This is a genomic window from Thermostichus sp. MS-CIW-40 (genome assembly GCF_054058315.1).
The window spans coordinates 1-22081 of sequence record NZ_JBSSAC010000005.1 but is presented as its reverse complement, the minus strand read 5'-3'; the positions used below and the strand labels follow the sequence as shown (position 1 = coordinate 22081).

General features: G+C 57.5%; 25 protein-coding genes and 1 tRNA gene. 12 read left to right on the top strand and 14 right to left on the bottom strand.

Features of this window, described 5'->3' with window-relative positions; all coding sequences use genetic code 11:
• The first annotated feature begins 154 nt into the window (after nucleotides 1-154).
• Nucleotides 155-2956, top strand: a complete 2802-nt coding sequence (gene topA / locus ACVWXF_RS02850) for a type I DNA topoisomerase (RefSeq protein WP_457473570.1) — start codon at nucleotides 155-157, stop codon at nucleotides 2954-2956.
• Nucleotides 2957-3005: 49 nt separating this feature from the next.
• Here topA and ACVWXF_RS02845 read toward each other — a convergent pair whose 3' ends face one another.
• The 6 genes from ACVWXF_RS02845 to grxD all read right to left on the bottom strand — a co-directional run bounded on the left by ACVWXF_RS02845 (nucleotide 3006) and on the right by grxD (nucleotide 7406).
• Complete coding sequence (locus ACVWXF_RS02845; RefSeq protein ID WP_414399313.1) at nucleotides 3006-3218, bottom strand: hypothetical protein; 213 nt, start codon at nucleotides 3216-3218, stop codon at nucleotides 3006-3008.
• Nucleotides 3219-3247: 29 nt separating this feature from the next.
• Nucleotides 3248-4408 (bottom strand): SpoIID/LytB domain-containing protein, encoded by a 1161-nt coding sequence (locus ACVWXF_RS02840; protein WP_457473569.1) that lies wholly within the window; start codon nucleotides 4406-4408, stop codon nucleotides 3248-3250.
• A gap of 51 nt (nucleotides 4409-4459) precedes the next feature.
• Nucleotides 4460-6016 carry a B12-binding domain-containing radical SAM protein gene (locus ACVWXF_RS02835; RefSeq protein WP_457473568.1) on the bottom strand — a complete coding sequence of 519 codons (1557 nt, stop codon included), beginning with the start codon at nucleotides 6014-6016 and terminating at the stop codon, nucleotides 4460-4462.
• Nucleotides 6017-6343: 327 nt separating this feature from the next.
• Nucleotides 6344-6700 (bottom strand): phage holin family protein, encoded by a 357-nt coding sequence (locus ACVWXF_RS02830; protein WP_414389567.1) that lies wholly within the window; start codon nucleotides 6698-6700, stop codon nucleotides 6344-6346.
• A 44-nt stretch (nucleotides 6701-6744) separates the two neighbouring features.
• Nucleotides 6745-7035 (bottom strand): BolA family protein, encoded by a 291-nt coding sequence (locus ACVWXF_RS02825; RefSeq protein ID WP_414329320.1) that lies wholly within the window; start codon nucleotides 7033-7035, stop codon nucleotides 6745-6747.
• A gap of 29 nt (nucleotides 7036-7064) precedes the next feature.
• Nucleotides 7065-7406 carry a Grx4 family monothiol glutaredoxin gene (grxD, locus tag ACVWXF_RS02820; protein ID WP_011433932.1) on the bottom strand — a complete coding sequence of 114 codons (342 nt, stop codon included), beginning with the start codon at nucleotides 7404-7406 and terminating at the stop codon, nucleotides 7065-7067.
• A gap of 450 nt (nucleotides 7407-7856) precedes the next feature.
• Between grxD and arsB the strand changes: the two genes are divergently transcribed.
• Nucleotides 7857-8867 (top strand): ACR3 family arsenite efflux transporter, encoded by a 1011-nt coding sequence (gene arsB, locus ACVWXF_RS02815; protein ID WP_457473567.1) that lies wholly within the window; start codon nucleotides 7857-7859, stop codon nucleotides 8865-8867.
• A gap of 436 nt (nucleotides 8868-9303) precedes the next feature.
• On the opposite strand, the gene tilS is transcribed toward arsB, so the two are convergent.
• The gene (gene tilS, locus ACVWXF_RS02810) at nucleotides 9304-10287 is read right to left on the bottom strand and encodes a tRNA lysidine(34) synthetase TilS (RefSeq protein ID WP_457473566.1); all 984 of its coding nucleotides are present in this window, start codon (nucleotides 10285-10287) and stop codon (nucleotides 9304-9306) included.
• Between the two features lie 53 nt (nucleotides 10288-10340).
• Nucleotides 10341-11510 (bottom strand): HrcA family transcriptional regulator, encoded by a 1170-nt coding sequence (locus tag ACVWXF_RS02805; RefSeq protein ID WP_011433937.1) that lies wholly within the window; start codon nucleotides 11508-11510, stop codon nucleotides 10341-10343.
• 427 nt (nucleotides 11511-11937) lie between these two features.
• Between ACVWXF_RS02805 and ACVWXF_RS02800 the strand changes: the two genes are divergently transcribed.
• The 3 genes from ACVWXF_RS02800 to ACVWXF_RS02790 all read left to right on the top strand — a co-directional run bounded on the left by ACVWXF_RS02800 (nucleotide 11938) and on the right by ACVWXF_RS02790 (nucleotide 13089).
• A complete protein-coding gene (locus ACVWXF_RS02800; protein WP_011433938.1) occupies nucleotides 11938-12240 on the top strand; it encodes an urease subunit gamma in 303 nt (100 codons plus the stop codon).
• A gap of 49 nt (nucleotides 12241-12289) precedes the next feature.
• Nucleotides 12290-12712: an urease subunit beta gene (locus tag ACVWXF_RS02795; RefSeq protein WP_457473565.1), complete on the top strand. Its 423-nt coding sequence runs from the start codon at nucleotides 12290-12292 to the stop codon at nucleotides 12710-12712.
• Nucleotides 12713-12834: 122 nt separating this feature from the next.
• A complete protein-coding gene (locus tag ACVWXF_RS02790) occupies nucleotides 12835-13089 on the top strand; it encodes a hypothetical protein (protein ID WP_011433939.1) in 255 nt (84 codons plus the stop codon).
• Nucleotides 13090-13184: 95 nt separating this feature from the next.
• On the opposite strand, the gene ACVWXF_RS02785 is transcribed toward ACVWXF_RS02790, so the two are convergent.
• Complete coding sequence (locus tag ACVWXF_RS02785) at nucleotides 13185-15620, bottom strand: endonuclease MutS2 (RefSeq protein WP_457473564.1); 2436 nt, start codon at nucleotides 15618-15620, stop codon at nucleotides 13185-13187.
• A 7-nt stretch (nucleotides 15621-15627) separates the two neighbouring features.
• Entirely contained in the window at nucleotides 15628-15798 is a 171-nt protein-coding gene (locus tag ACVWXF_RS02780; protein WP_457473563.1) for a hypothetical protein, read from the bottom strand.
• A gap of 282 nt (nucleotides 15799-16080) precedes the next feature.
• On the opposite strand from ACVWXF_RS02780, the gene ACVWXF_RS02775 reads away from it, so the two are divergent.
• The 6 genes from ACVWXF_RS02775 to ACVWXF_RS02750 all read left to right on the top strand — a co-directional run bounded on the left by ACVWXF_RS02775 (nucleotide 16081) and on the right by ACVWXF_RS02750 (nucleotide 19390).
• The gene (locus ACVWXF_RS02775; protein WP_457473562.1) at nucleotides 16081-16485 is read left to right on the top strand and encodes an NIL domain-containing protein; all 405 of its coding nucleotides are present in this window, start codon (nucleotides 16081-16083) and stop codon (nucleotides 16483-16485) included.
• A gap of 112 nt (nucleotides 16486-16597) precedes the next feature.
• Nucleotides 16598-16819 carry an NAD(P)H-quinone oxidoreductase subunit L gene (gene ndhL / locus ACVWXF_RS02770; RefSeq protein ID WP_011433942.1) on the top strand — a complete coding sequence of 74 codons (222 nt, stop codon included), beginning with the start codon at nucleotides 16598-16600 and terminating at the stop codon, nucleotides 16817-16819.
• Nucleotides 16820-16847: 28 nt separating this feature from the next.
• Nucleotides 16848-17183 carry a DUF3007 family protein gene (locus ACVWXF_RS02765; protein WP_414419240.1) on the top strand — a complete coding sequence of 112 codons (336 nt, stop codon included), beginning with the start codon at nucleotides 16848-16850 and terminating at the stop codon, nucleotides 17181-17183.
• Between the two features lie 266 nt (nucleotides 17184-17449).
• Nucleotides 17450-18022, top strand: a complete 573-nt coding sequence (locus tag ACVWXF_RS02760) for a response regulator (RefSeq protein ID WP_457473561.1) — start codon at nucleotides 17450-17452, stop codon at nucleotides 18020-18022.
• Between the two features lie 273 nt (nucleotides 18023-18295).
• Entirely contained in the window at nucleotides 18296-19219 is a 924-nt protein-coding gene (locus tag ACVWXF_RS02755) for an NAD(+) kinase (RefSeq protein WP_414398515.1), read from the top strand.
• 90 nt (nucleotides 19220-19309) lie between these two features.
• Nucleotides 19310-19390 (top strand) — tRNA-Leu (locus tag ACVWXF_RS02750).
• A gap of 76 nt (nucleotides 19391-19466) precedes the next feature.
• Here the strand turns inward: ACVWXF_RS02750 and ACVWXF_RS02745 are convergent.
• The 3 genes from ACVWXF_RS02745 to ACVWXF_RS02735 all read right to left on the bottom strand — a co-directional run bounded on the left by ACVWXF_RS02745 (nucleotide 19467) and on the right by ACVWXF_RS02735 (nucleotide 20663).
• The gene (locus ACVWXF_RS02745) at nucleotides 19467-19958 is read right to left on the bottom strand and encodes a pentapeptide repeat-containing protein (protein WP_414332111.1); all 492 of its coding nucleotides are present in this window, start codon (nucleotides 19956-19958) and stop codon (nucleotides 19467-19469) included.
• Nucleotides 19959-20125: 167 nt separating this feature from the next.
• Nucleotides 20126-20422 carry a hypothetical protein gene (locus ACVWXF_RS02740; RefSeq protein WP_457473560.1) on the bottom strand — a complete coding sequence of 99 codons (297 nt, stop codon included), beginning with the start codon at nucleotides 20420-20422 and terminating at the stop codon, nucleotides 20126-20128.
• Between the two features lie 67 nt (nucleotides 20423-20489).
• On the bottom strand, nucleotides 20490-20663 hold the full coding sequence (locus tag ACVWXF_RS02735; protein ID WP_011433948.1) for a hypothetical protein: 174 nt from the start codon (nucleotides 20661-20663) through the stop codon (nucleotides 20490-20492).
• Between the two features lie 25 nt (nucleotides 20664-20688).
• On the opposite strand from ACVWXF_RS02735, the gene lptB reads away from it, so the two are divergent.
• The gene (gene lptB, locus ACVWXF_RS02730; RefSeq protein ID WP_011433949.1) at nucleotides 20689-21417 is read left to right on the top strand and encodes an LPS export ABC transporter ATP-binding protein; all 729 of its coding nucleotides are present in this window, start codon (nucleotides 20689-20691) and stop codon (nucleotides 21415-21417) included.
• On the opposite strand, the gene ACVWXF_RS02725 is transcribed toward lptB, so the two are convergent.
• A complete protein-coding gene (locus tag ACVWXF_RS02725) occupies nucleotides 21414-22004 on the bottom strand; it encodes a pyruvate kinase (protein WP_457473616.1) in 591 nt (196 codons plus the stop codon). The two genes, lptB and ACVWXF_RS02725, sit on opposite strands and share 4 nt — an antisense overlap.
• Between the last annotated feature and the right edge of the window lie 77 nt (nucleotides 22005-22081).

Below are 22081 nucleotides of genomic sequence, written 5' to 3'. Positions count from 1 at the left end.
ATCGCCGATGACGGCTGGTCAAGCGCAGGTAGACTTGCTACGCTCCAGAAAAGTACGCTGTCTATCTTAAGCACCTCTTGCAGTGTATGCTGGCCCGCCCAATCCTTGGGGCGGGAAATGCGACAACCTAAGCCGATTGCTGCCAACCTCAATTATGCCTAAGCTGGTCATTGTCGAATCTCCCACCAAAGCCCGTACCATCCGTGGGTTCTTGCCTGCGGGGTATGAGGTTCAGGCCTCGATGGGACATGTGCGGGATCTTCCCGATTCGGCATCTGAAATTCCAGAAGAATTGAAAGGAGAAGAGTGGAGCCGCCTGGGGGTCAATGTCCACGCCGACTTCGAGCCCCTCTACGTCATCCCCAAGGACAAAAGAAAGGTGGTCAAGGAGCTGAAGGAAGCGCTCAAGAAGGCGGACGAGCTGATCCTGGCCACCGACGAAGACCGCGAAGGGGAAAGCATTAGCTGGCACTTGCAGCAGGTGCTGCAACCCAAAGTGCCCACCCGCCGCATGGTGTTCCACGAGATTACCCGCGAGGCCATTCAGGAGGCGCTGCAAAACTGCCGTGAGGTGGATGAACAACTGGTGCGTGCCCAGGAGACCCGCCGCATCTTGGATCGCCTGGTGGGCTATACCCTGTCGCCGCTGCTGTGGAAAAAAATTGCCCCCAAACTCTCGGCAGGGCGGGTGCAGTCGGTGGCGGTCAAGCTTTTGGTGGATCGAGAGCGGGAGCGGCGCGCCTTCAGAAAAGCCTCCTACTGGGATCTCAAAGCGGAGCTGCAGCCCAAAACGACCGTCGCCGGCCAGCAGGCTGTCTTTCCAGCAGAGCTGGTGAGCTTGGGTGGCAAACGCCTGGCCAATGGGCAAGACTTCGATCCCAGCACCGGCCAGCTCATTGCCGGGCGGGATGTGGTGTTGTTGGATCAGGCCCAGGCCGAGGCCCTGCGGGATCGCTTGCTGGGAAAAGCCTGGATCGTCAGCTCTGTGGAAGAGCGCCCCTCCACCCGCAAACCTGCCCCTCCCTTCACCACTTCCACCCTGCAGCAGGAGGCCAACCGCAAGCTGCACCTGTCGGCCCAGCAGACGATGCGCATTGCCCAAAAGCTCTACGAAGAGGGCTACATCACCTATATGCGTACCGATTCGGTACACCTGTCGGAGCAGGCCATCCGCGCTGCCCGCGCCTGCGTGGAGTCGATGTACGGCAGAGAATATCTCAGCCCCGAGCCCCGTCAGTACACCACCAAAACCAAAGGGGCGCAAGAAGCCCACGAGGCCATTCGTCCTGCCGGATCAGAGTTTCGCCTGCCCAGCCAAACCCCCCTCTCCGGCCAGGAGCTGGCCCTCTACGACCTGATCTGGAAGCGCACCGTCGCCAGCCAAATGGCTGAGGCGCGGCAGACCCACACCATCGTACTCATCGCCGTAGACGATGCGGTGTTCCGGGCCAGCGGCAAGCGCATCGATTTTCCCGGCTTTTTCCGCGCCTATGTGGAGGGATCCGACGACCCAGAGGCGGCTTTGGAAGATCGGGAGGTGCATCTGCCTCTGTTGCGGCAGGGGGATCCCCTCCGCTGCCAGAAGCTGGAACCCGTTGCCCACGAAACCCAGCCTCCAGCCCGATATACGGAAGCGTCCTTGGTCAAGGTGTTGGAAAGTGAGGGCATTGGCCGCCCCAGCACCTACGCCACCATCTTGAATACGATCATGAGCCGTGGCTACGTCAGGTCGATGGGGAATGCCCTCGTGCCCACCTACACAGCTTTTGCAGTCACCGAGCTGCTGGAAAAATACTTTCCCAACCTGGTGAATACCCGCTTCACTGCCGAGATGGAGCAAACGCTGGACGACATTGCTTCTGGACAGGCGGAGTGGCTGCCCTATCTGCGCCATTTCTTCTTGGGCGAGCAGGGTCTCGAGGGACAGGTGAAGGCGCGCGAGCTGGAAATTGATTCCGGCCTGGCCCGCTCCATCCATCTGGAGAACCTGCCTGTCAAGATCGGCATTGGCCCCTATGGCCCCTATGTAGCAGTTGAAACTGAGTCTGGAGAGGTGCGCGCCAACTTGCCGGAGGATATTCCCCCCGCCGATCTGAGCCCAGAACACATTGCGGAGCTGATCCAGCGGAAGCAGGAAGGCCCCAAGCCCATTGCCTTTCACCCGGAAACCCAGGAGCCAATCTATGTGATCCCGCAGGGCCCCTACGGCCCCTATGTGCAATTGGGAGAAGTTTCTGAGGACAACAAAAAACCCAAGCGCACCTCCCTGCCCAAAGGGTTGAAACCGGATCAGGTCACGCCAGAGATTGCCTTGGGGTTGCTGAGCTTGCCTCGCACCTTGGGGGAACACCCGGAATCGGGGAAAAAGGTGCAGGCCGGTATTGGCCGCTTCGGCCCCTACGTAGTCTGTGATGGCGATTTCCGCTCTCTGCCCGCCGATGAGGATGTGCTGACCATCAGCCTGGAGCGGGCGCTGGAGCTGCTGGCCCAGCCCAAGAAAAGCCGTGGGCGCGGCTCTGCCAAGCCCTTGCGGGAGCTGGGATCCCATCCTGAGGATGGTGAGCCGGTCAATCTGCACGACGGCCCCTACGGGCTGTATGTCAAACATGGCAAGGTCAATGCCTCTTTGCCCAAAGGGATCCCTGCCGAAGCGGTTACCCTGGAAATGGCCCTGCAGGTGCTGGCCGAAAAGGAAGGCTCTTCTGCAGAGGTCAAGGGGAAAAGCCGCTCGACCGGCAAAGCGGGCTCCTCGGTCAGTAAAACCCAAGCCAAAACTGCCTCCAGCAGCCCTACAGCCCAGCAGGCCGGAAATGCTGTGCCGCAGAAGCGGCGTAAAGCGCAAACCACTTCCACTGGCAGCGGGATGGCCAAAGAGCCGCAAGCTCAAGCGAATGGGTCAGCCCAGGTGGGATCCCGTCCCACCATTGTGAAGATCACCCCCAAAGCCCCCGCCTGAGGTCAGCTTCTTGGGGTGCGATGGCCCAAGGTCGCCTGCTCAAGGTGGCTCAGGGATCGGCTATGTAGCAGCTTTGCTGACGAAACAACTGCTCCAAGGGCCACAAGCAGCGGCCACAGCGGCTTCCCGATTGGCAATGCACCCGCATCGCTTCTGCAAACGGCAAGGGATCCTGCTGCTGGCGCTTGAGAATCTGGGCATGTTCCAGCTCGCTGCAGTAGCAGTAGGCAGGATGGCGACGATGGGAATGCGCAAGAGACACAGGAGTATTGAAGTCGGGATCAACAACCTTCAGCTCAACGTTATCACCTGGGTGCCGGGGAAGTAGTGATTGAGGATTTGCGGCGCTGTGTAGCCCTTCTCGGCCAAGCCACGGGATCCCCACTGACACAGTCCCACCCCATGGCCGGCCCCACGATAGGTGAAAAGGTACACTTCCTGCTGGCCGGGCTTTGGCTGGAGACGTTCCCATGTGAAGCGGTTGCTGGGGAGGATCCCCCAACCCAGGGTTTGGCCAAGGCGCAGCACAAACTCTTGGCCGGTCAACAGTTGGGATCCAACGCGAATGCGCACAGGGCGACCCCAGGGATCCGACTGCACAATCTCCAGATCGCCGTTGCCCAAGGCTTGCTCCAACTCCCGTCGGCTGAGTCGGACGCTGTGAGGGCCATAGAAAGGAGAGGCACGACACCCGTCACAGATCACCCCTTGTAGGTAGGGGCGGGCGGGTGGGGCAAAAATATCCTGATTGGCGCTGGTGTGGCCCCCACAGGTGGAGTGAAACAGAACCTCTATCGGCTGGCCGGCATGGGTTAGGATCTGCCCTCGGGTTGCCCGCACCGCAGCAGTGGTCGCCGCCGTTTCATAGGCCAGGCCACCATAAAACTGGTGGGCGGTGGAATCCTGCAATAGCCTTATCGAGGTAGAGGGCCATTCTCTTCTGGGGCCGGGGTGCAGATGGGGAATGGCCAAAGTGCGGGCCAAGATGGCTTGCGCCTGCAAGGCGGCGGCTGGCCAATCGGCAGGCATTTCGCTGGGCACCAAAGCCAGCAGATAGTCTTCCAACTTGACCCAGTTCACCAGATGCAGGCGACCTGAACCCTCCGGGCAAATCTGTACCCAACCCCGATAGCGACGCTCCTCCCCTGCGAAGGGGCGCAGGGCTCCCCCCTGTAGCCAAAGGGATCCCTGGTAGCGACGAGGCTGTCCCGGCCCGGTCAGAAGGAGCTCTTGGCGGCGCACCTGTAACTTCCAGGCACCTGTTGGAAAAGGCTGCTGATTCAAAACAAAAGGGCCAACCAGCTCCAACTCGGCCAAGGGATCCGCACTCCAGCGGCTGAACAGCTCCACGGCCAGCCAATCTCCGCGCCCGGACGTTTGGGCCTGCCGAGAGCCTCCCCAAACAGCCCACAGGGATCCCAGCACCATCGCCCCCAACTGTCGTCGCCGCATAGGCCCCATCCGGGCATCCTCTATCGATAGACCATTCCCCCAGAAATACTGTCAAGATGAGCTGGCCAGCAAAGGATCGTATCCCAGTTGCTGGGTAAGCCGGGCGCGGGCCAATTCCCGATATTCCCAAAAGTGTTCTCCTGCAGCGCAGAGGCCCAAATATAGGTTCAGCAGGCTCGGTTTCTGTCGCCAAATCGTCCATAGCTGCCGCCAAAATTGGGCGCGGATTTCGGGATGAAGGATCCCTTGCCGCCAGATGAGTTGTAGAAGCAGGTGGATCCCTTTGCGGAGGGGCAGCTTCATCATTTGCCGTCGGCCATCTTTGATGCCGATATTCAGGCACTGTTGCAGGCAGCGAGACAAATATCGTGCAGGATCATACAGTTTCCAAAAACTTTCCAGATACTCTCGGGCAATCTCCGATAGAGAACGGGTGGGAATAAAGTTCATCAGTGTATTTTGATCGCCAAACTCAGTCACGCCGATCCCTTCCAGCAACCGTTCCTCTTTCTTCAAGCGATTCCAGAGCTGTGTGTTTGGCAAAGCCTGTAAAATGCCCAGCATTGGCTGAGGAATACCGGTTTGCTCGACAAAAGCCTGAATGCGCTCCCCTGCTCCTGGCCGCTCTCCATCAAAGCCCAGAATAAACCCAGCATAGATCAGCAGTCCAGCATCGTTGATCTTGCGACAGGCCTCCACCAAAGGGTGGCGGGTATTCTGGAGCTTTTGGGTCATCTGTAAGCTGTCTTGGTCTGGGGTCTCAATGCCCAAAAAGACAGCATAGAAACCCGCCTCTACCATTAACCTCATCAGTTCTTCATCTTCGGCCAGGTTAACCGAAGCCTCTGTCATAAAGGTAAATGGATAGTTGCGCTTCTGGCTCCAGGGGATCAGCTCTCGCAAAAATCGCTTGACGTTGCGCTGGTTGCCGATAAAGTTGTCGTCTACCACAAATACCGAACCCCGCCAACCCAAGTCATAGAGAGCTTGCAGCTCAGCTAGCATTTGACTTGGCTCTTTGGTTCTCGGCTTGCGTCCGTAAAGAGAGATGATGTCGCAAAACTCACAATTAAAGGGGCAACCTCGCGAAAATTGGACTGACATCATGAAGTATTGATCCATACGCAGCAGATCAAACCTCGGCAAAGGACTTTGGGTTACGTCCGGCTTTTCGGCGGCCCGAAAAATGCCCGACTCTTGACCTGCTTCTAGGGCCTTGACGAAAGCCGGTATGGTCACTTCCCCTTCGTCCAAAACCAAATAGTGAGCCCCGGATTCCAGGGCGTCTTGCGGCACAGAAGTTGGATAGGGCCCGCCCACAGCTACTTTTTTGCCCAGTTGTACAGCCTTGCGAATCAGAGCGTGGAAATCTTGTTTTTGCACCAGCATGGCCGACAAGATCACCAGATCGCACCACTGCCAATCGGCTTCTGTTTCATCAGCTACATTGCGATCCACAAAGCGAATCTCCCAGTGTTGGGGCAGCAAAGCAGCAACGGTGATCAAGCCAAGAGGTGGCATTAGCGCTTTTAGCCCCATCATCTCAATGGTGCGATTGTAAGACCAGAATGATTGAGGAAAACGCGGATAGAGCAGCAACGCCTTCATACCAACCAGCTCCTGAGTTGCAGATCGACCAACTTGATCCCCTACTGGTTTCCTATCGATTTGCTAGGCTTAGATAAAGCAGCCACAGATCAAACGCCTGCTCGCAATATCCTGCTGATGTTAGCCATTGGCAGATCTTGTGCAGGCTATCTGTGGAGAATCCTATGGTTCTGCGGCAAAAACTTAGCGGGCAGGGCCAATGGAGTAAAGCTTATCGGGATCCCTTAAAGTTGGTTTTGGTTATCGTCGGGCTGAGTGTTGACGTTCCCCTAGCGTACCCCCTGCAATCTTGAACCAAACCCTGCCCTCTCACGGCTGGGGACGAAGTCAGTTCGGCGCACCTTGCTCAAAAACCTGCTGAACCAAGCCACTGACGATGGAAAGTACAATCGCGCCGACGAACGCCCAACCGAAGTTATCGATGTTGAAAGCATTCCCGGCCAGCTTATCGGCAATGGCTAGACAAATGCCGTTCAAAATCAGCCAAAACAAACCCAGGGTAAGAACCGTAATCGGCAGGGTGATCAGCCGGAGAATCGGCCTAACCAAACCATTGACCAGACCAATGGCCAGAGCCGCCACCAAAGCCCCGCCAAACCCGGAGACGTGGATCCCGGGCAAAAGCCAAGCCAGGATCATTACACTCAAGGCTGACATCAGCCAGGTGGCCAAAAGAGTTGCCATGCTCCCTCCTCTGCCCTGATGGGGCCGCGATTTTGCCCTCTATGCTAGCTGATCTCCTCAGGGATCCCTTGCGCAGAAACCTCTTCAGGGCTGTAAGTTTGCAGGGCCAAAGCATGAATGCTCCGCCCCATGTGTTCCGCCAGAGCGGCATACACCAGGCGATGTCGCTGTAGGGTCGTTTTGCCGACAAACGAAGGCGACACTACTTGAACTCGGTAGTGCCCTCCTGTCCCGCCCCCGTGGCCGATGTGAAGGTGGGACTCATCCTCCACCTGCACATGAAGAGCCTGCAGCTTCTCCATCAGGTGCTGCCGAAGGTAGTCGGGGGTAAGCATGGCAACCCCTCTGGATGAGATGGGATCCCTTAAGATTGAGCCGTGGCCTTAGCAAAGGCTGCCTCGACCAGCGGACGCAGCTCGTTGCGGGCGTGCATCTCTTGGATGATGTCGCAACCGCCCACAAACTCCCCATCAATATAAATCTGCGGGATAGTAGGCCAGTTGGAAAACTCTTTAATCCCCTGGCGGATCTCAGGATCCTCGAGTACGTTAATCGCCGTGTAGGGGAAGCCCAAACTATCCAGCACACGAACGGCGGCATAGGAAAACCCACATTGGGGCATTTCCGGGGTGCCCTTCATGTAGATGAGCACCTTGTGGGTGCGGATTTGCTCACGGATTTTCTCTTCCAAAAGGGGATCCAGCATGGTGTTCAGCCACTATAGCGACAACAGTCGATAGGCAAACTGGCATCCTATCGAGATCTCATTTTCGTCTACTTTTAACATGCTCGACACTTTTCCCACGGTTGGGCCGAGAGATTCTCTCATAGACTCTGTTCTACGGACGCCACCAGCAAGCCCCATTGCCCAGGGCTGGCCCAAGCCCCCAACCTATCCAGGCAGCGACCCCAGGATCCATGTTAATTTCTACACCAACATGGTTAGCGACAGGGTCGGCGACAAACCTCAAACCCTGATTCTTCCGTTGACCCGGTCGATCCCGCTCTGGGCAAGGGTTTCAGGCCCCTCGGCGGAGAAAAACAAGGGGAAATTGCAGCCGAAAACAAGACCTCTGGGCAAGGGTTATAATGGGGGGGGGTCGCTTCCCTTCGGGGAAGTGGAATTAATGGAAACGCTGTAATTAAATTTCAACCCATGAAGTTTTTTGAAAAATACCTTACCGTTTGGGTCTCGCTATGCATTGCTGCAGGCATTGGTCTTGGGAAAATACTGGGGAATTCTGTTTCGGTGCTTGAAAGCTGGCAGATATATACCATCAACATTCCGGTAGCGGTGTTGGTTTGGATGATGATCTACCCGATGATGGTACAGATTGATTTTTCATCGATAGGCGGTGTTTCAAAAAATTGGAAAGGGCTGGCGCTGACAGTTACTGTAAACTGGCTGATCAAACCTTTCACCATGGCATTGTTTGGATGGATTTTCTTTAAAAATCTGTATGCTACCTGGATCACTCCGGAAGATGCAGACCAGTACCTGGCAGGCGCCATTCTGCTGGGTGCCGCACCCTGCACAGCCATGGTGTTTGTGTGGAGTTATTTGGTAAAAGGCGATGCCAATTATACGTTAATACAAGTTTCAGTCAACGATCTTATTCTGCCGGTTGCATTTGTACCCATTGTAAAATGGCTGCTGGGAGTAACCAACATACAGATACCGTATGAAGTACTGATTACTTCGGTGGTTGTTTTTGTTGTTATACCGCTAACTACGGGCTATCTGACCAATCGGATATTGCTTCAACGAAAAGGAAAGGATTGGTTTGAACAAAAATTTCTTCCGGCACTTCGTCCTGTTTCCATACTAGCATTGCTTTCAACCCTGGTTTTACTCTTTGCCTTTCAGGGCGAACACATACTGGATCATCCATACACCATTTTGTTGATAGCCATACCACTGACCGTTCAAACCTACTTCATATTTTTTATAACCTGGCTGGGTGGAAAATTGCTCCGTTTATCACATCCGGTTTGTGCACCGGCTGCGATGATTGGTGCCAGTAATTTTTTTGAACTCGCAGTTGCCGTGGCCATATCACTTTTTGGTCTTAATTCAGGTGCGTCGTTAGCCACGGTGGTTGGTGTACTCATAGAAGTACCCATCATGTTATCGTTGGTAGCCATCGCTAACAGTTGGAGGTATTAAATAAATTAAATAAATCCAGATAAGTAACATTTCCCCATCCACTTCGCAATTGGAATCTGATTCTGGCGGCGGTTTGAGAAGCATACGGGCTTAAATCCTATTGTCTTGGTTGCCCATTGTGATGGGGTAGGTACAAATGCAGTGGTCATATCAGGTGCTGTAGCCAATGGACTCGGGCCTGTATTATTACCATAAGATGCTAATCGTATCCAAGTATTGCCACAATCGGTGGTGATACTTACTATTAATGAATCAGTCGCTTCCCTTCGGGGAAGTGGAATTAATGGAAACCTGAGAATCCAAAGCTACGAATACGGCTTTTCGGGTGGTCGCTTCCCTTCGGGGAAGTGGAATTAATTGAAACAGACAGGCTGACAGATCGGCGTTGGGCAGCGTCGCGTTGCTTCCCTTCGGGGAAGTGGAATTAATGGAAAAATTAATGGAAACAAACCAAGTGATCCCCTTTCACTTCCAGCCAGTGCCCACCTGGATAATCGGGGCTACGGCTGCCTCGGTCTGCTTTTAAGAGCTGGATCCCGGCTTCTACCTGGTCAAAGGTGGGGTGGTGGGACAACACCAGGGACAAAAACTGGAACATTACCTGCCGCTGCAGAGCCAAGGGGGCAGCCCGCAAGGGATCCCGTCGCAGCCCTGGCAAAGCGGGCTCATACACCTGCTGCCATAGCTGAGCTGCTTGGGCTACCACCAGCTCATGTTCTGCTTGGAGCAGCGTGGCAGCCCGATTCAGGGCCGCTTCCAGTTGCGGATTAAAGTGCTGCTTCAAGTAGGGCATCACCTCCAGGCGGAGACGGTTGCGGCCATGGGCCAGATCTTGGTTGCTGCGATCCGGCCAGACCGGCAATTGGTGCTGCTGGCAAAATTGTTCGGTTTCCCAACGGTATAGACCCAGCAGGGGTCGCACCACCTGGGCAGAGGTGGGATCCCGGTCGTCCAGGCGACGCTGCCAATCTAGGCTGCTCAGCCCGGCGGCTCCTGTCCCTCGCAGCAAGTTCCATAAAAATGTCTCGGCCCGGTCGCTGGCCGTATGCCCCATCACCACGGCGCTGCAATCCCAGATGCGGGCCCATTTCTCCAGTTGTTGGTAGCGCCAAGCCCTGGCCCCTGCTTCGTCTCGGCGGATGGGATCCGCAGTCTCAACAGCATGAGGTAGTCCCTGCTGCTGCAGCCACCCCTGCAAAAAGCGAGCACACTCCGTTTCATCTGCCGACCAGCGGTGATCGCAATGCAAAACGAAGAGCTGCCAGCCCCAGCGAGGCTGCAAATCCCGCAAGATCTGGAGCAGGCAAAAAGAATCTTGCCCGCCCGAAAAAGCCACCAGCAGCCGCTGGCCAGGGTGAAGAAGTTGCTGCTGCCGAATGGCGCACTGTACCCGCAGGTGGAGAGGAGAGAGCCTGGCCACAGCTTGCTATTGCTCAGGTGCAACCCAGACCCTGCCTGCCTTCATGGGATCCCTTAGGCAAGAGCTCGGGTCAGATGAGAGGCCACCGCCTGCACAGCAGCAATGCTGCGCTCGTAGGCCATTCGGGTCGGCCCCAGCAAGGTGACCGTACCCAGAGGAGCCGAGCGACGGTGGTAAGTGGAGGCGATAACCGTGCAGTGGTGCAGAGACTCCAGTGGATTCTCGCTGCCAATGTAGATGATCACCGGGGTCTTGCGGGCAGACTGTCCTGACTCTTGATCCATCTCCGTTGAGCTCGGCAGAGGAGGCAGATACGCCAACTGCGGATCACCCCCATCGGCAAAATGGAGCCCAATCATCCCCTGAAGTTGCTTGGCTCCCTCCTCGATCAACTGCATCACTGCCTGCACCTGCCGGGCCTGGGAAAACTCCGGCTGACGCATCAACTCGGCCATACCGGCACTGAACACCTGCCCCAGAGAGGGCTGTAGACAGCGTTGCACCACCGAGCGCAGCAGTTGCTGGAGCCAATGGCCGTAGGTACGAAATTCTTCATCCAGTTTCAGCCAGCTCAGATCCTGCAACTCGGCAAAGGTTTTGCCCCGCAGCTTCAGGGTGAGAAAGTTGCTGAGCAATTGCAGTTCATCTTCCAAATCCTCGCGGGAGTCGCTGGGCCAGTCGGGGGGGCTGACCAGAGCCGAATGGGTTTGATAAGAGTCGGTTACCACCAACACCATCACCCGCCCTGGCGCTACCGACACCAACTGCACATGATGAATGGCTACCACCGGCCCCTGAGGAGGAGTGATGAGAGCAATGCAACCGCTCAGATGGGCCAAAAGCTGAGCTACCCTTTGCAGGAGGCTGTCTAGGTCGTCTCCCAGCTCACGGCCAAGCTGATCCATCAACTGTTGCAGAGCGGGATGGGGATCCGGCTGAGGAGCATCGTGAGGGATCCCACCGCTGTTGGCAGAGGTCAACAAATCGTTGACATAAACCCGATAGCCAAAGTCGGAGGGAACCCGACCCGCAGAGGTGTGGGGTTGAAACAGCAATCCCACTTGCTCAAGGGTGGCCAGGTCGTTACGAATGGTGGCCGTGCTCACCCCAAAGTTATAGGACTGGGCCAAGGTTTTGGAACCGACAGGTTCAGCCGTCGCAATGTAGCTGCGCACCGTCGCCCAGAGAATCTTCCGCTGGCGGGGAGTCAGTTCGAGTTTCATAGCCGATCAAAAGAACCCAGTCAACGCCTATCAAAGGAAACTGTTAATACAGAGCCGGTAAATTGCTCCAGGATAAACCAACTCAGAGCTGAGATAGGAATCCAGACAGACTTTTACATCTTCTAATCTATATGCATCTATTGTTACTCTTTATATAGCGGGTTGCCTAGGAAGGAAGTTGCAAAACCCAATGTCGGAAGAGGTTGAGACTGCTGCTTGTGCAGGAGAGAGTGAAATCTCTTGTAGCCTGGGCTCCCCTTTTTTGCCCAGAGGTGGTAGAAGATGAACTACGGCTAGCCACCTTGTTGCGTAGCAACAGTCCGCTGCGCCAAGACTGGGGATTTCTGCGCATGAGTTCGGTCAACTCTAGGCCAACTGGGCCTGCTGCTGTCCTCTTTGTATCCTTTTTTATCTTTGAGGTTGCCCCATGTACTTATCCCCCCAGGAGAAAGACAAGTTGTTGATCTACCTGGCTGCCCAGTTGGCTCGGGATCGGCGGCAGCGGGGCCTCAAACTCAATTACCCTGAGGCGGTGGCCTACTTGAGCGCAGCAGTCTTGGAAGGGGCGCGGGAGGGGAAAACAGTCGCCCAATTGATGAGCGAGGGGCTGACGTGGCTGACCCGCGAGGACGTAATGCCCGGGATCCCAGAGATGATCCCGGAAATTCAAGTGGAGGCTACTTTCCCCGACGGAACCAAGCTGGTTACCCTACACCACCCCATTCGCTAGGGATCCCCCAGATGCTCCAAAGACCCAGAGACTTCAGGAGGTCGTCCCCATGGCTCGCCAATCCAGAACCAACCCTGCTGCCAACGCAGAGCCGACCCTGATCCCAGGGGAACTGTTGCTGGCAGAGGATCCCATCCAAGCCAACGTCGGACGGGCCACCGTGACCCTGGAGGTTACCAACCGAGGGGATCGGCCCATTCAGGTGGGATCCCATTTTCACTTTTTTGAGGTGAACCGAGCCCTGGTTTTCGATCGCGCCGCCAGCTTTGGCATGCGCCTCAACATTCCTTCCGGCAATGCGGTGCGTTTTGAGCCAGGCCAAACCCATCGGGTGACGCTGGTGGCTTTGGGGGGCAAGGGGTTGGTGCATGGCTTCAATCGGCTCACGGAGGGTACGGTACGCTCTGCTGCCCAGAAGCGGCTGGCTCTGGCCCGATTGCAGGAGTGGCTGGGTGAAGCAGCCCATCCGTAGGGGGAATATGCCCCCCTCAAGTGTGCAGCTTTGGGCAGCGGTGTCAAGGCTCAACCCCATCCCCGTCTCTGCTCAGATTCAGGACAGTAGGGCTATCCTATTTCTCCTCTAGGAGCTGACAGATGTCAGAGCGCGAGACTGTCTTGTGGATGTGGGTGCAAGGCTTGGGGCTAAATCTTTCTGGGTTGGCGCTGTTGGCAGCAGCAGGCGCCGCCTTTGGGCCTCTCAGTTGGACAGGTGCAACGGTGGCGGTGATGTTGAAGCTCATTGGGGATAGCCAACTGGTGCGGGGCTACTGGCTCTGGCAAAGCCAGCGGCAACAGAAGGGATCCCAGCCCGTCAGCTCAGCAGCGGCAGTGCTCCACAGTCAAGCTTGAGACATTGCCCGGCACTTGTCCGGTCTCCGACTCGAGAATGCCAACGCGACCACCCCTACTCCCTTCTGGCACTGGCAAGCCTCACTGTACAAGCCTTACTGTAAATGAGCCACGGTCACTCCAGTACCGCCGTCTTCGGGATCAGCGGCTGAAAAACGCTGAACGCGCGGGTGATTTTGGAGATAAGCCTGGACGCCGGCTTTCAGGCGCCCTGTGCCGTGGCCGTGGATGATCCAAACCGGGCCGGGAGGAGCTTGGGCAAAGTGCTGTTCCAGAATGGCCTCAGCATCAGCAACGGTTTTCCCCCTCAGATCGAGGGTGTTCTGGCTGGTGCGCAGGTTCAGGGGAGCGGTGGCTGCAGGGGAGGGAGGTGGGGCTTTGGGGCGTTGGCGTTGCTTAGCCTGGTGTTCATCAATGGGATCCAACTGCCCCCGTGGCACTGTGAATTTGAGGATGCCGCTGCGCACTACATATACATCTCCTTCGATGGCGATCACTTCCCCCGTCTGCCCCAAGCCTCTCAGCCGCACCCGATCTCCCACCTCTGGCACAAACTCCATATCCACGGGCGGCGGTGGGGGAGAGTAGCGCTGCTGGATTTGCGCCAGCTCGGCAGTAATGCGTTGGGGATCCTCTCCCTGCTGCAATCTGCGGATGGCGGCAGCCACTTCCTGACGGGCAGCAGCCAACAGGGCTTGCAGTTCTTGGTTTTGCTTGTGCTCCAGTTGAGCTTCTCGCTCGGCAATTTGGCGGCTGCGCTGCTGCATTTGTTGATGTAGGCTCTCCAGCTCTCGATGCAGGGATCCCACCTGGGCCGCCCGCTCTTCCAATTGAGCCCGCTGCGCTTCCAGGCCGGCAATGACCCTATCCACCTGGCTTTCCCCTTGCAGGTGCCGCTGGGCCCGCCGCAGAATCTCTGGATCCAACTGCAGCCGTTGGGCAATGGCCAAGGCGTTGGAGCGGCCTGGGATCCCCCACAAAAGGCGATAGGTGGGGGCCAGGGTGACCTCGTCGAACTCCACTGAGGCATTTTCAAAGCCGGGATGTTGGTATTTCAGGGCCTTTAGCTCGCCGTAGTGGGTGGTGGCCAGGGTGAGCAGTGCCCTTTCCGAGAGGTACTCCAATAGCCCAGCCGCCAGGGCAGCTCCTTCGGTGGGATCCGTGCCCGCCCCCACCTCATCCAACAGGACAAGGGCCGGCTCCGGAGCAGACTGCAGGGCCTGTACCATGCGGCTGATGCGGCGGATGTGCCCTGAAAAGGTGGAGAGATTTTGTTGCAGCGATTGTTCGTCCCCAATGTCGGCGTAAACCCCGTCGAACCAAGGCAGTTGGGGCGGATCTTGAGCCGGCAGGAAGATCCCCGCCTTGGCCATGAGCACCAGCAGGCCCAGGGTTTTCAGGGCAACGGTTTTGCCGCCGGTGTTGGGGCCGGTGATAACCACGACACGAATGGAGTCCGCGAGGGTGAAGTCGATGGGGACAACGGCAGAACCTTGACCCTCCGAAGGGGCGGCGGCGCGGGACTGCCAGAGCAGCAGAGGGTGCTTGGCCTGACGCAGGCGCAATCCTGCCGAGACAAACTGGGGACGATTGCCCTCCAGCCAGAGGCTGTAGCGACCCCGAGCCAGAGCCACATCCAACCCCACCATCACCCCCTGCAGATGCTCCAGATCGGTGGCCACAGCTGCCACCTGAGCCGAGAGCGCGGCCAAGATCCGCTCTTCCTCCGCCTGAATCTGAGCTTGGGTTTCTCGCCAGCGGTTGCCCAGTTCCACCACAGCGTAGGGCTCCACATAGAGGGTGGCTCCACTGGCAGAGTTGTCGTGCACAAGGCCGCGGATGAGATCCCGATGGGTGGCCTTCACCATCAGGACAAACCGTCCCTGCCGCTGGCCGATCAGGTTGTCCTGCAGCGCCTGGGGGTACTGGCTCATCAATTGTTGCAGCTGCTCCTGGATCTGGCTGCGCTGTTGCCGTTGCTGCTGGCGCAGATTGGCAAGGGTAGGGCTGGCGCTGTCCCGCACCTCGCCATGCTCCTCCAGGCAGCGGAAGATCTCCTGCTCCAGCTCCGGGTAGGTGCGCAGGTTGCTCACCCAGGCCTGCAGGTGGGGCAGATGGTCATGATCATCGATCAGACGACGAATGCGGCGGGCTGCCCCCAGAGTTGTAGCGATCTGCACCAGCTCTTCCCCGCTCAGGATCCCCCCCCGTTCAGCCCGTTCCAAAGCCGGCAGCAGGTTGTGGATCCCTGCCATAGAAAGTCCCCCGGCCTGTGTGCGATCGAGGCGGATCGCCTCTTCCGTCTGCTCAAGGTAGGCTTCGCTGTCGGCGCGGCTCTGCCAGGGATCCAGCTCCAAGCAGGCGCGGCGGCCCAAGGGTGTGGCCGCAAAGGTGGCCAAGTGCTGACAAAGGCGGGGCCACTCCAGCAATTCCAAGGTTTCTTGCCGTTCGCCTTGGCAGGCCGTAGGCCTTGGGGAGGGATCGGGCTTGGAGAAGACTGGCAGCGGGTGCAAGGTGGGGACGGTGGGCATTAACCATTCAGTGATGCAAGGAAGCCTGGAGACGCAGTTGCTTCATCTCTTGCAAAAACTGCTGTTGATACTTGAGGAAGGCCGTGTGCCACTCGCGGAAGCGACGCTCGCCATCCCGCACCAGCATCTGGCGGTACTGCTCTGAGTTGAGACGGGGCTGAGCAAAAGATGGGTTCATAGGGATCGGGGATGCTCTCTATATCTTATTGTGGCAGGCTCTGGGTCGGCTTCCACAGATGGCTTTTGGTGGGAGGGGCGTGCCGATGACGGTGCCGTTGCCTCACGCGCTGGCTCTGGTGATCTTTACCAGAAAAACTGGGTTCAAAGCCCCGCCCTACCGCTGCCCGGTTCGCCTTGGGTGTCCTGTGGAGGGTGGAAGTGAGCTGCATTCACGGCCAAACTGAACCTCACAAGCCTGCCATACTGAAGGAAGTTGCTGCACTCAAAACACTCAAGATCCGTGCGCAAACGAGTCACCCTCATTTTCCCCCGCCATTTGGTGAATGTGCCTCTCACCTATCGGTTGGCCAAAGACTTCGATGTGGCTGCCAATATCGTGCGCGCCAGGGTAGCCCCCAACGAAGTGGGTACTTTGGTGGTGGAGCTGTCGGGGGATATCGACCAGGTGGAAGCAGGATTGGAATGGGTACAGTCTTTGGGCATTGAGGTGACTGAACGGGCCAAGGAAATTCAGATTGACCCAGACTTGTGTGTGGATTGCGGATTGTGTACGGGAGTTTGCCCAACCGAGGCCCTGAAGATTTCTGCTCCCAGCTGGAAGCTGGAGTTCTCCCGCAACCGCTGCGTCATGTGCGAACAGTGCGTACTCACCTGCCCCGTTGGGGCGATCAGCACCAGTTTGTAGTCAGTTGGCCGAGTTACCGACTTCCTTCAGCCGACAAATCTCTTCACAATGCCGTTAACAATGCTGTTAGACTTGTTGGACACAGGTCAAATAGCTGCAGGACGCACTCGACATGGCTTCTACTCCATCGTTGATCGGGTTAACTTATGCCGGTTTGGCTGTTCTCTATTTGCTGGTGCTGCCTCTGTTGTCTCTGCTGTATGTGGACAAACGCTGGACTTCAGGCAGTGCTTGGGAAAAGGTGTTGATGTTTTTCTTGGTCTTGTTTTTCTTTCCCGGCATGGTGCTCTTGGCTCCCTTCATGACGTTTCGGCCCAAGCCTCGGTCGCTGTAAGGTCAGCCGTTTGTCGGTTCACTGAGCCATGCGCAGATTGGATGTTCTTGCTATAGGCTTAGCCCTGCTGTTGGGGGGAGGGATCCTCTACGGCCTGCTGCTTTGGGCGGGCTTGGATACGGGGGCCGCGCAGCAGATATCGAGCGTGGTGCTTCTATTGGCCTGCTTGGGGTGGACTTTTGGCTACCTGAAGCGGGTGCTGCGGGGGGAAATGACCCTGAAGGCTCAGTGGGCCAGCTTTGAGACCCAGCAACTTCAAGAGAAACTCCACTCGCTGTCTCCGGAAGAGTTGCAGGCCCTGCAAGCTGAATTGGAAAGTGAGAAAGAAGGGATCCCGGATTGGGTTGAGCAGGAGAAACATTGAGGCCATTGGACAGGCCGCACCCAGAAATGGGCTGTCGGCTGCTGGGGATCCAGGTTTAAGGGTATGGAGCGCCGGGCTTAAACCGCAACACTTGTATATCTGTATATCCGGTTACCATTTGCTTCCCCTAAGAATGCTACATTACGCCCCGCGCAAGATTCTGGCGTACGACGGATTATTAAGTGGTGCAAGCCTTTGCCTTTCCTTCTACTCGTATATCTCCATCCACTGTGAGAAAAACCATACTGCTAGCTCAGGGCCAGCCCTTGCAATCTCATCTCTGGCAGTTGGGGCTGGAGTCTCAGGGGCACTCTGTGGTGCTGGTTTCCCCGCGTGAAGATCTGCTGGAGGTGGCAGCAAGTCAGCCTCTGGATTTGGATCTGATGGTGGTGGACATGACGACGGGGCTGTTTAACCCCTATGCCTTTTGTCGAGAGTGTCAAAGCAAGCTGCCCAACATCCCTGTTATCCTGACTCATCACCCCCGTCGCCACATCGAGCCTGCAGAGCGGCGCTGGGCAATTTATCAGGGGGCAGCAGATGTGATCCCCGGCTTGGCAGAGGCCGGCGACCTTCTCCACTCCCTCGAACGGATTTACGAGGCTGCCAGGTGGTTTTTGCCTATTGACACGGAGGCGCTCCACAGGGCTCTGAAGCAAGCGGGCTTATGGCCGGCGGAGGTCAGCCGTACATCTTCTTCCACCCCTCCCCCGCAGCCGAGCGCCCACTCTCCCACCGCCCCTCCACAACCCATCACCGCGGAAGGGGATCCAGGGCAAAAAGACTTGACCCCGCAGGTGAAGTACCGACTGATGTACCGGGGTCGCCCTGTCGATTGAGGTACTCGTTCCAACCTGCCGTCACTCGTTTTTCCTCGTAGCTTCTCGTAGCTTCTTGCCCTGCCAGGGTTGAGCTGCCGATTGGCAACGAGCAGGATGCAATCGCTGCAGCCTCGGGCAGCAGTGTATGGCTTCGCCATGCAAGCTACCCGTCTTGTTCAGCGTCAATGTATCAGCGAAGTCTGCTGGCAGAAATTGTGGAATGGATCACCTGGCCAGCAGAGGGGCCTGCAGAACTGATAGAGTTTTGGCACCTCTGCCTTCCCATTGCCCATGACCAAGCCCAAAGCCGGGATCCTCTACAACGACGCCAAACCCGCCGCCAAACGCAGCAGCGAAACCCTAGCCCGCTGGTTTCAGGAGCAGGGCTGGGAAGTCTGTGTGGCCCCCAACTGGGGCGGTATCCTCGGTTATGCCAAGCCCGACAGCCCCATCTGCCTGACCAGAGTAGATAGCCTGGCCCCGGCTGGATTTGATCAAACCATGAAGTTTGCAGTGGTGTTGGGGGGAGATGGCACCGTCTTGGCAGCAGCGCGGCAACTGGCCCCCAAAGGGATCCCCTTGTTGGCGGTGAACACGGGCCATCTGGGCTTTCTGACGGAGACCTACCTTCCTCACCTAGAAGAGGCAGCCAGTGCCGCCATTGCCGGGGAATACACCCTGGATCGCCGCAGCATGTTGCTGGTGCAAGCCTACCGAGGGCAAGAATTGCGCTGGGAGGTCTTGAGCTTAAACGAGATGGTGTTGCACCGCGAGCCTTTGACCAGCATGTGCCACTTCGAGATCACCATCGGGGATCACTCACCTCTGGATGTGGCTGCCGACGGAGTCATCTTGGCTACTCCCACCGGCTCGACGGCCTATGCCCTCTCGGCGGGTGGGCCGGTGATCACACCGGGGGTGCCGGTTTTGCAGCTGATTCCCATCTGCCCCCATTCCATGGCGTCGCGGGCCTTGGTCTTCCCCGATTCGGAGGAGGTATGGATTAGCCCCGTTACCCCTCAGCCACTGGTTTTGGTGGTAGATGGAAATGCCGGCTGCTACATCATGCCGGAAGACCAGATTCGGGTGGTACGTGCCCCCTATTGGACAGATTTGATGCGCCTGCGCCGACCGGAATTTTTCCGGGTTATGCGAGAGAAGTTGGGGTGGGGACTGCCCCACGCTTCCAAGCCCACGTCGGTGGAGTTGCCTTAACTTTGCCGAGGCAGGACAAGCCATAGCTGCAAAATGGCCAATGCCCTTAACAACTCCACCCCTCTGTCGCTATGATGGTTAGGCTCGGAAGCGGATGTGGCGGAATTGGTATACGCGCACGTTTGAGGGGCGTGTGGCTTTGCCTTGCGAGTTCGAGTCTCGCCATCCGCATTACGCAATTAGTACGCGTTATTCATTAGTCCCTCTCCCAGAGAGGGAGAGGGGAAGCTGGCTTCGGCCTTTGCCACTATTCCCGAACGGCACCCTGCAGGCGTGCGCCCCAGGTGCGAGCAAAGCGCAGGTCAGCCCCAACCAGGTTGGCGTCGCGTAGATCGGCCCCCCGCAAGTCGGCGCCGTACAGGGATGCAGAAGAGAGATCGGCCCCCCGCAGGTTGGCACCCCGCAAGTCTGCTCCCTCCAGGTAAGCGCCACTCAGGTTGGCTCCGCTCAATTGAGCCCGTCGCAAATTGGCCCCCACCAGGTAAGACTGGCTGAGATCGGCGCCCGTCAAGATGGTGCGCTCCAAATTGGCCTCAATCAGATCGGAGCCGCTGAAATTGGCTTCCGCCAGATCCAAGTTGCTCAGCTCAATGGATCCCAGGCGGCAGTTGGGACAGGTGCGGGAAGCCATGAGGTAGCGCATAAAACAAGAGTTGTAGGTTGTGGCTGCGGCAGAGGAAGCCAAGGCTGCCGTGGCCAGTAGTGCCCAAATGGCGGGAACTTTGAGATTGAGGTTCATGGTTACCAAGCCTCACAATTTTGAAGGTTTACGTGAAGGGACACAGCAGAGGGGGATGGTTCTGCGCTGGTCACATGATAGTGGCATCTTCTGGCTTCGGCCACTCCGCAGGTCTGTCTGGCCCACCTGATAGCAAGCTCTCTCAGGGCGGGATGACGTTTGGAGTCCTATCGTCCCGAAGCTGCCGGGCCTTTGCCAACACTGGGAAGGGGTGGATCTTTGAGCAGCGGCTGCACCCAATGCCAAGACAGTTGCCCCAACCCCACCAAAACCCCGAGTATTGCCGAGGAAGTCAGGACGCGATCCCAGCGGATTTCCCGCCAGCCGGCAGGGCTGGTTGTTGGCCTTCTTGGGTTGAGTTTCTCGGCAACAGGAAGCGGGCGATGGCGCAAAAAGTGCCCACAGCGACGACAGCGATAATCGGAGTTGGAGTTGAGCCAGTAGCAAGCTGGGCAGCGAAGCATGGGAAGGCCAGGGATCCCCTAGTGAAATGATCCCATTTTGAGGGGGGCGAGCAGTTGCCGTGAGCTATTATGAGAACCCCATTAAGGATCCCTCCAGTTGGCTTGAGAGGGATCCACTTTGCCTACACTCCCCTGGATTGTGGGCGGGGTTTGGGGCATCTTTGAGGAAGTAGCCTGTGCGCTGCGGCAGCCGGGATCCCTGTCGGTTGGAGAGAATCAGCCCTACAGAATCAGTAAGCATTGATCAGCAGCCCTGTGCCGGCCCTATGCAGATCTACTTAGAAAACATCTGTAAGCGCTATGGCCGCCGTGAGGTGGTGAGCGACGTTAGCCTGAACATTCAGCAGGGGGAAATCGTGGGGCTCCTGGGCCCCAATGGGGCGGGGAAAACCACCACGTTCTACATCATGACTGGCCTGATCCAGCCCAACCGCGGCCATGTCTGGTTGGATGACCAAGACATCACCCACCTGCCCATGCATCGCCGGGCCCAATTGGGGATCGGCTACCTGGCCCAGGAGCCGAGTATTTTTCGTCGCCTCAGCATCCAAGACAACCTGCTGCTGATCATGGAGCAAACGGGGGTGCCTCGCCGCCTCTGGCAGCAGCGGCTCAACCAACTGCTGGAGGAGTTTCGCATCGCCCACGTGGCCCACAGCCTGGGCCTGCAGGTATCGGGGGGGGAGCGTCGCCGAGCGGAGATCGCCCGTGCCTTGGCCGCTGGGATCCACGGGCCGAAATTTCTGCTGCTGGATGAGCCCTTTGCGGGGGTGGATCCCATCGCGGTGGCGGATATTCAGGAGGTGGTGGCCAAGCTCAAGCAACGGGGCATCGGTGTTTTGATTACTGACCACAACGTGCGGGAGACGCTGGAGATCACCGACCGGGCCTATATCCTCAACGACGGGGCCATTTTGGCCAAGGGCACGGCGGCGGAGCTGGCAGCGGATCCCTTGGTGCGCAAGTATTACCTAGGAGAGAAGTTCCGCCTCTAGCGCCAAGAGTACAGAGCCCGCAGACGTTGGCTTTTCTTGTGTTGGTGGGTCTGCATACGGGCCAGCAGCTCATCGAGGAGGGCGACCGCCTCCAGCAAATACTGGCCCTTGTTGAGCATCACGCATTCGGCGCAGGCGGACATCACTGCATCAGAAAGCTCGGCTCGTGAGGGCAAACCCTCCTTGGTCAGTTGATCCAGCACCTGGGTAGCCCAAACCACCGGCACGCGGGCTGCCTCACAAATCCACAGGAGTTCCTCTTGGATCTCGCCTAAGCGCAGCCAACCCATTTCCACAGCCAGGTCGCCACGGGCAATCATCACCCCCAGGGGCCGGCAGCCGGCAACGGTCGCGATCAAGGCCGGCAGATTTTTTACCGCCCGCTGCGTTTCCATCTTGAGGATCAAGCCCAAATCGGGGCGAGCCTGCCGCCGCTCCAGCTCAGAAACCAGCAACTGCAAGTCCGCGGGCTGCTGGACGAAGGAATAGCCCACCAAGTCGGCATGCCGCACCACAAAGTCCAGGTCTTGGCAGTCTTTGTCGGTAAGGGAACGGATCTGGAGCTGACTGTCAGCTAGAAATCGCAGGAGCCCCGCACTGTACCCGTAGGGTCAGTGCCGGGAGGAATGCGCTTTGATGAAGTACAATGAACTTATGAGCCAAG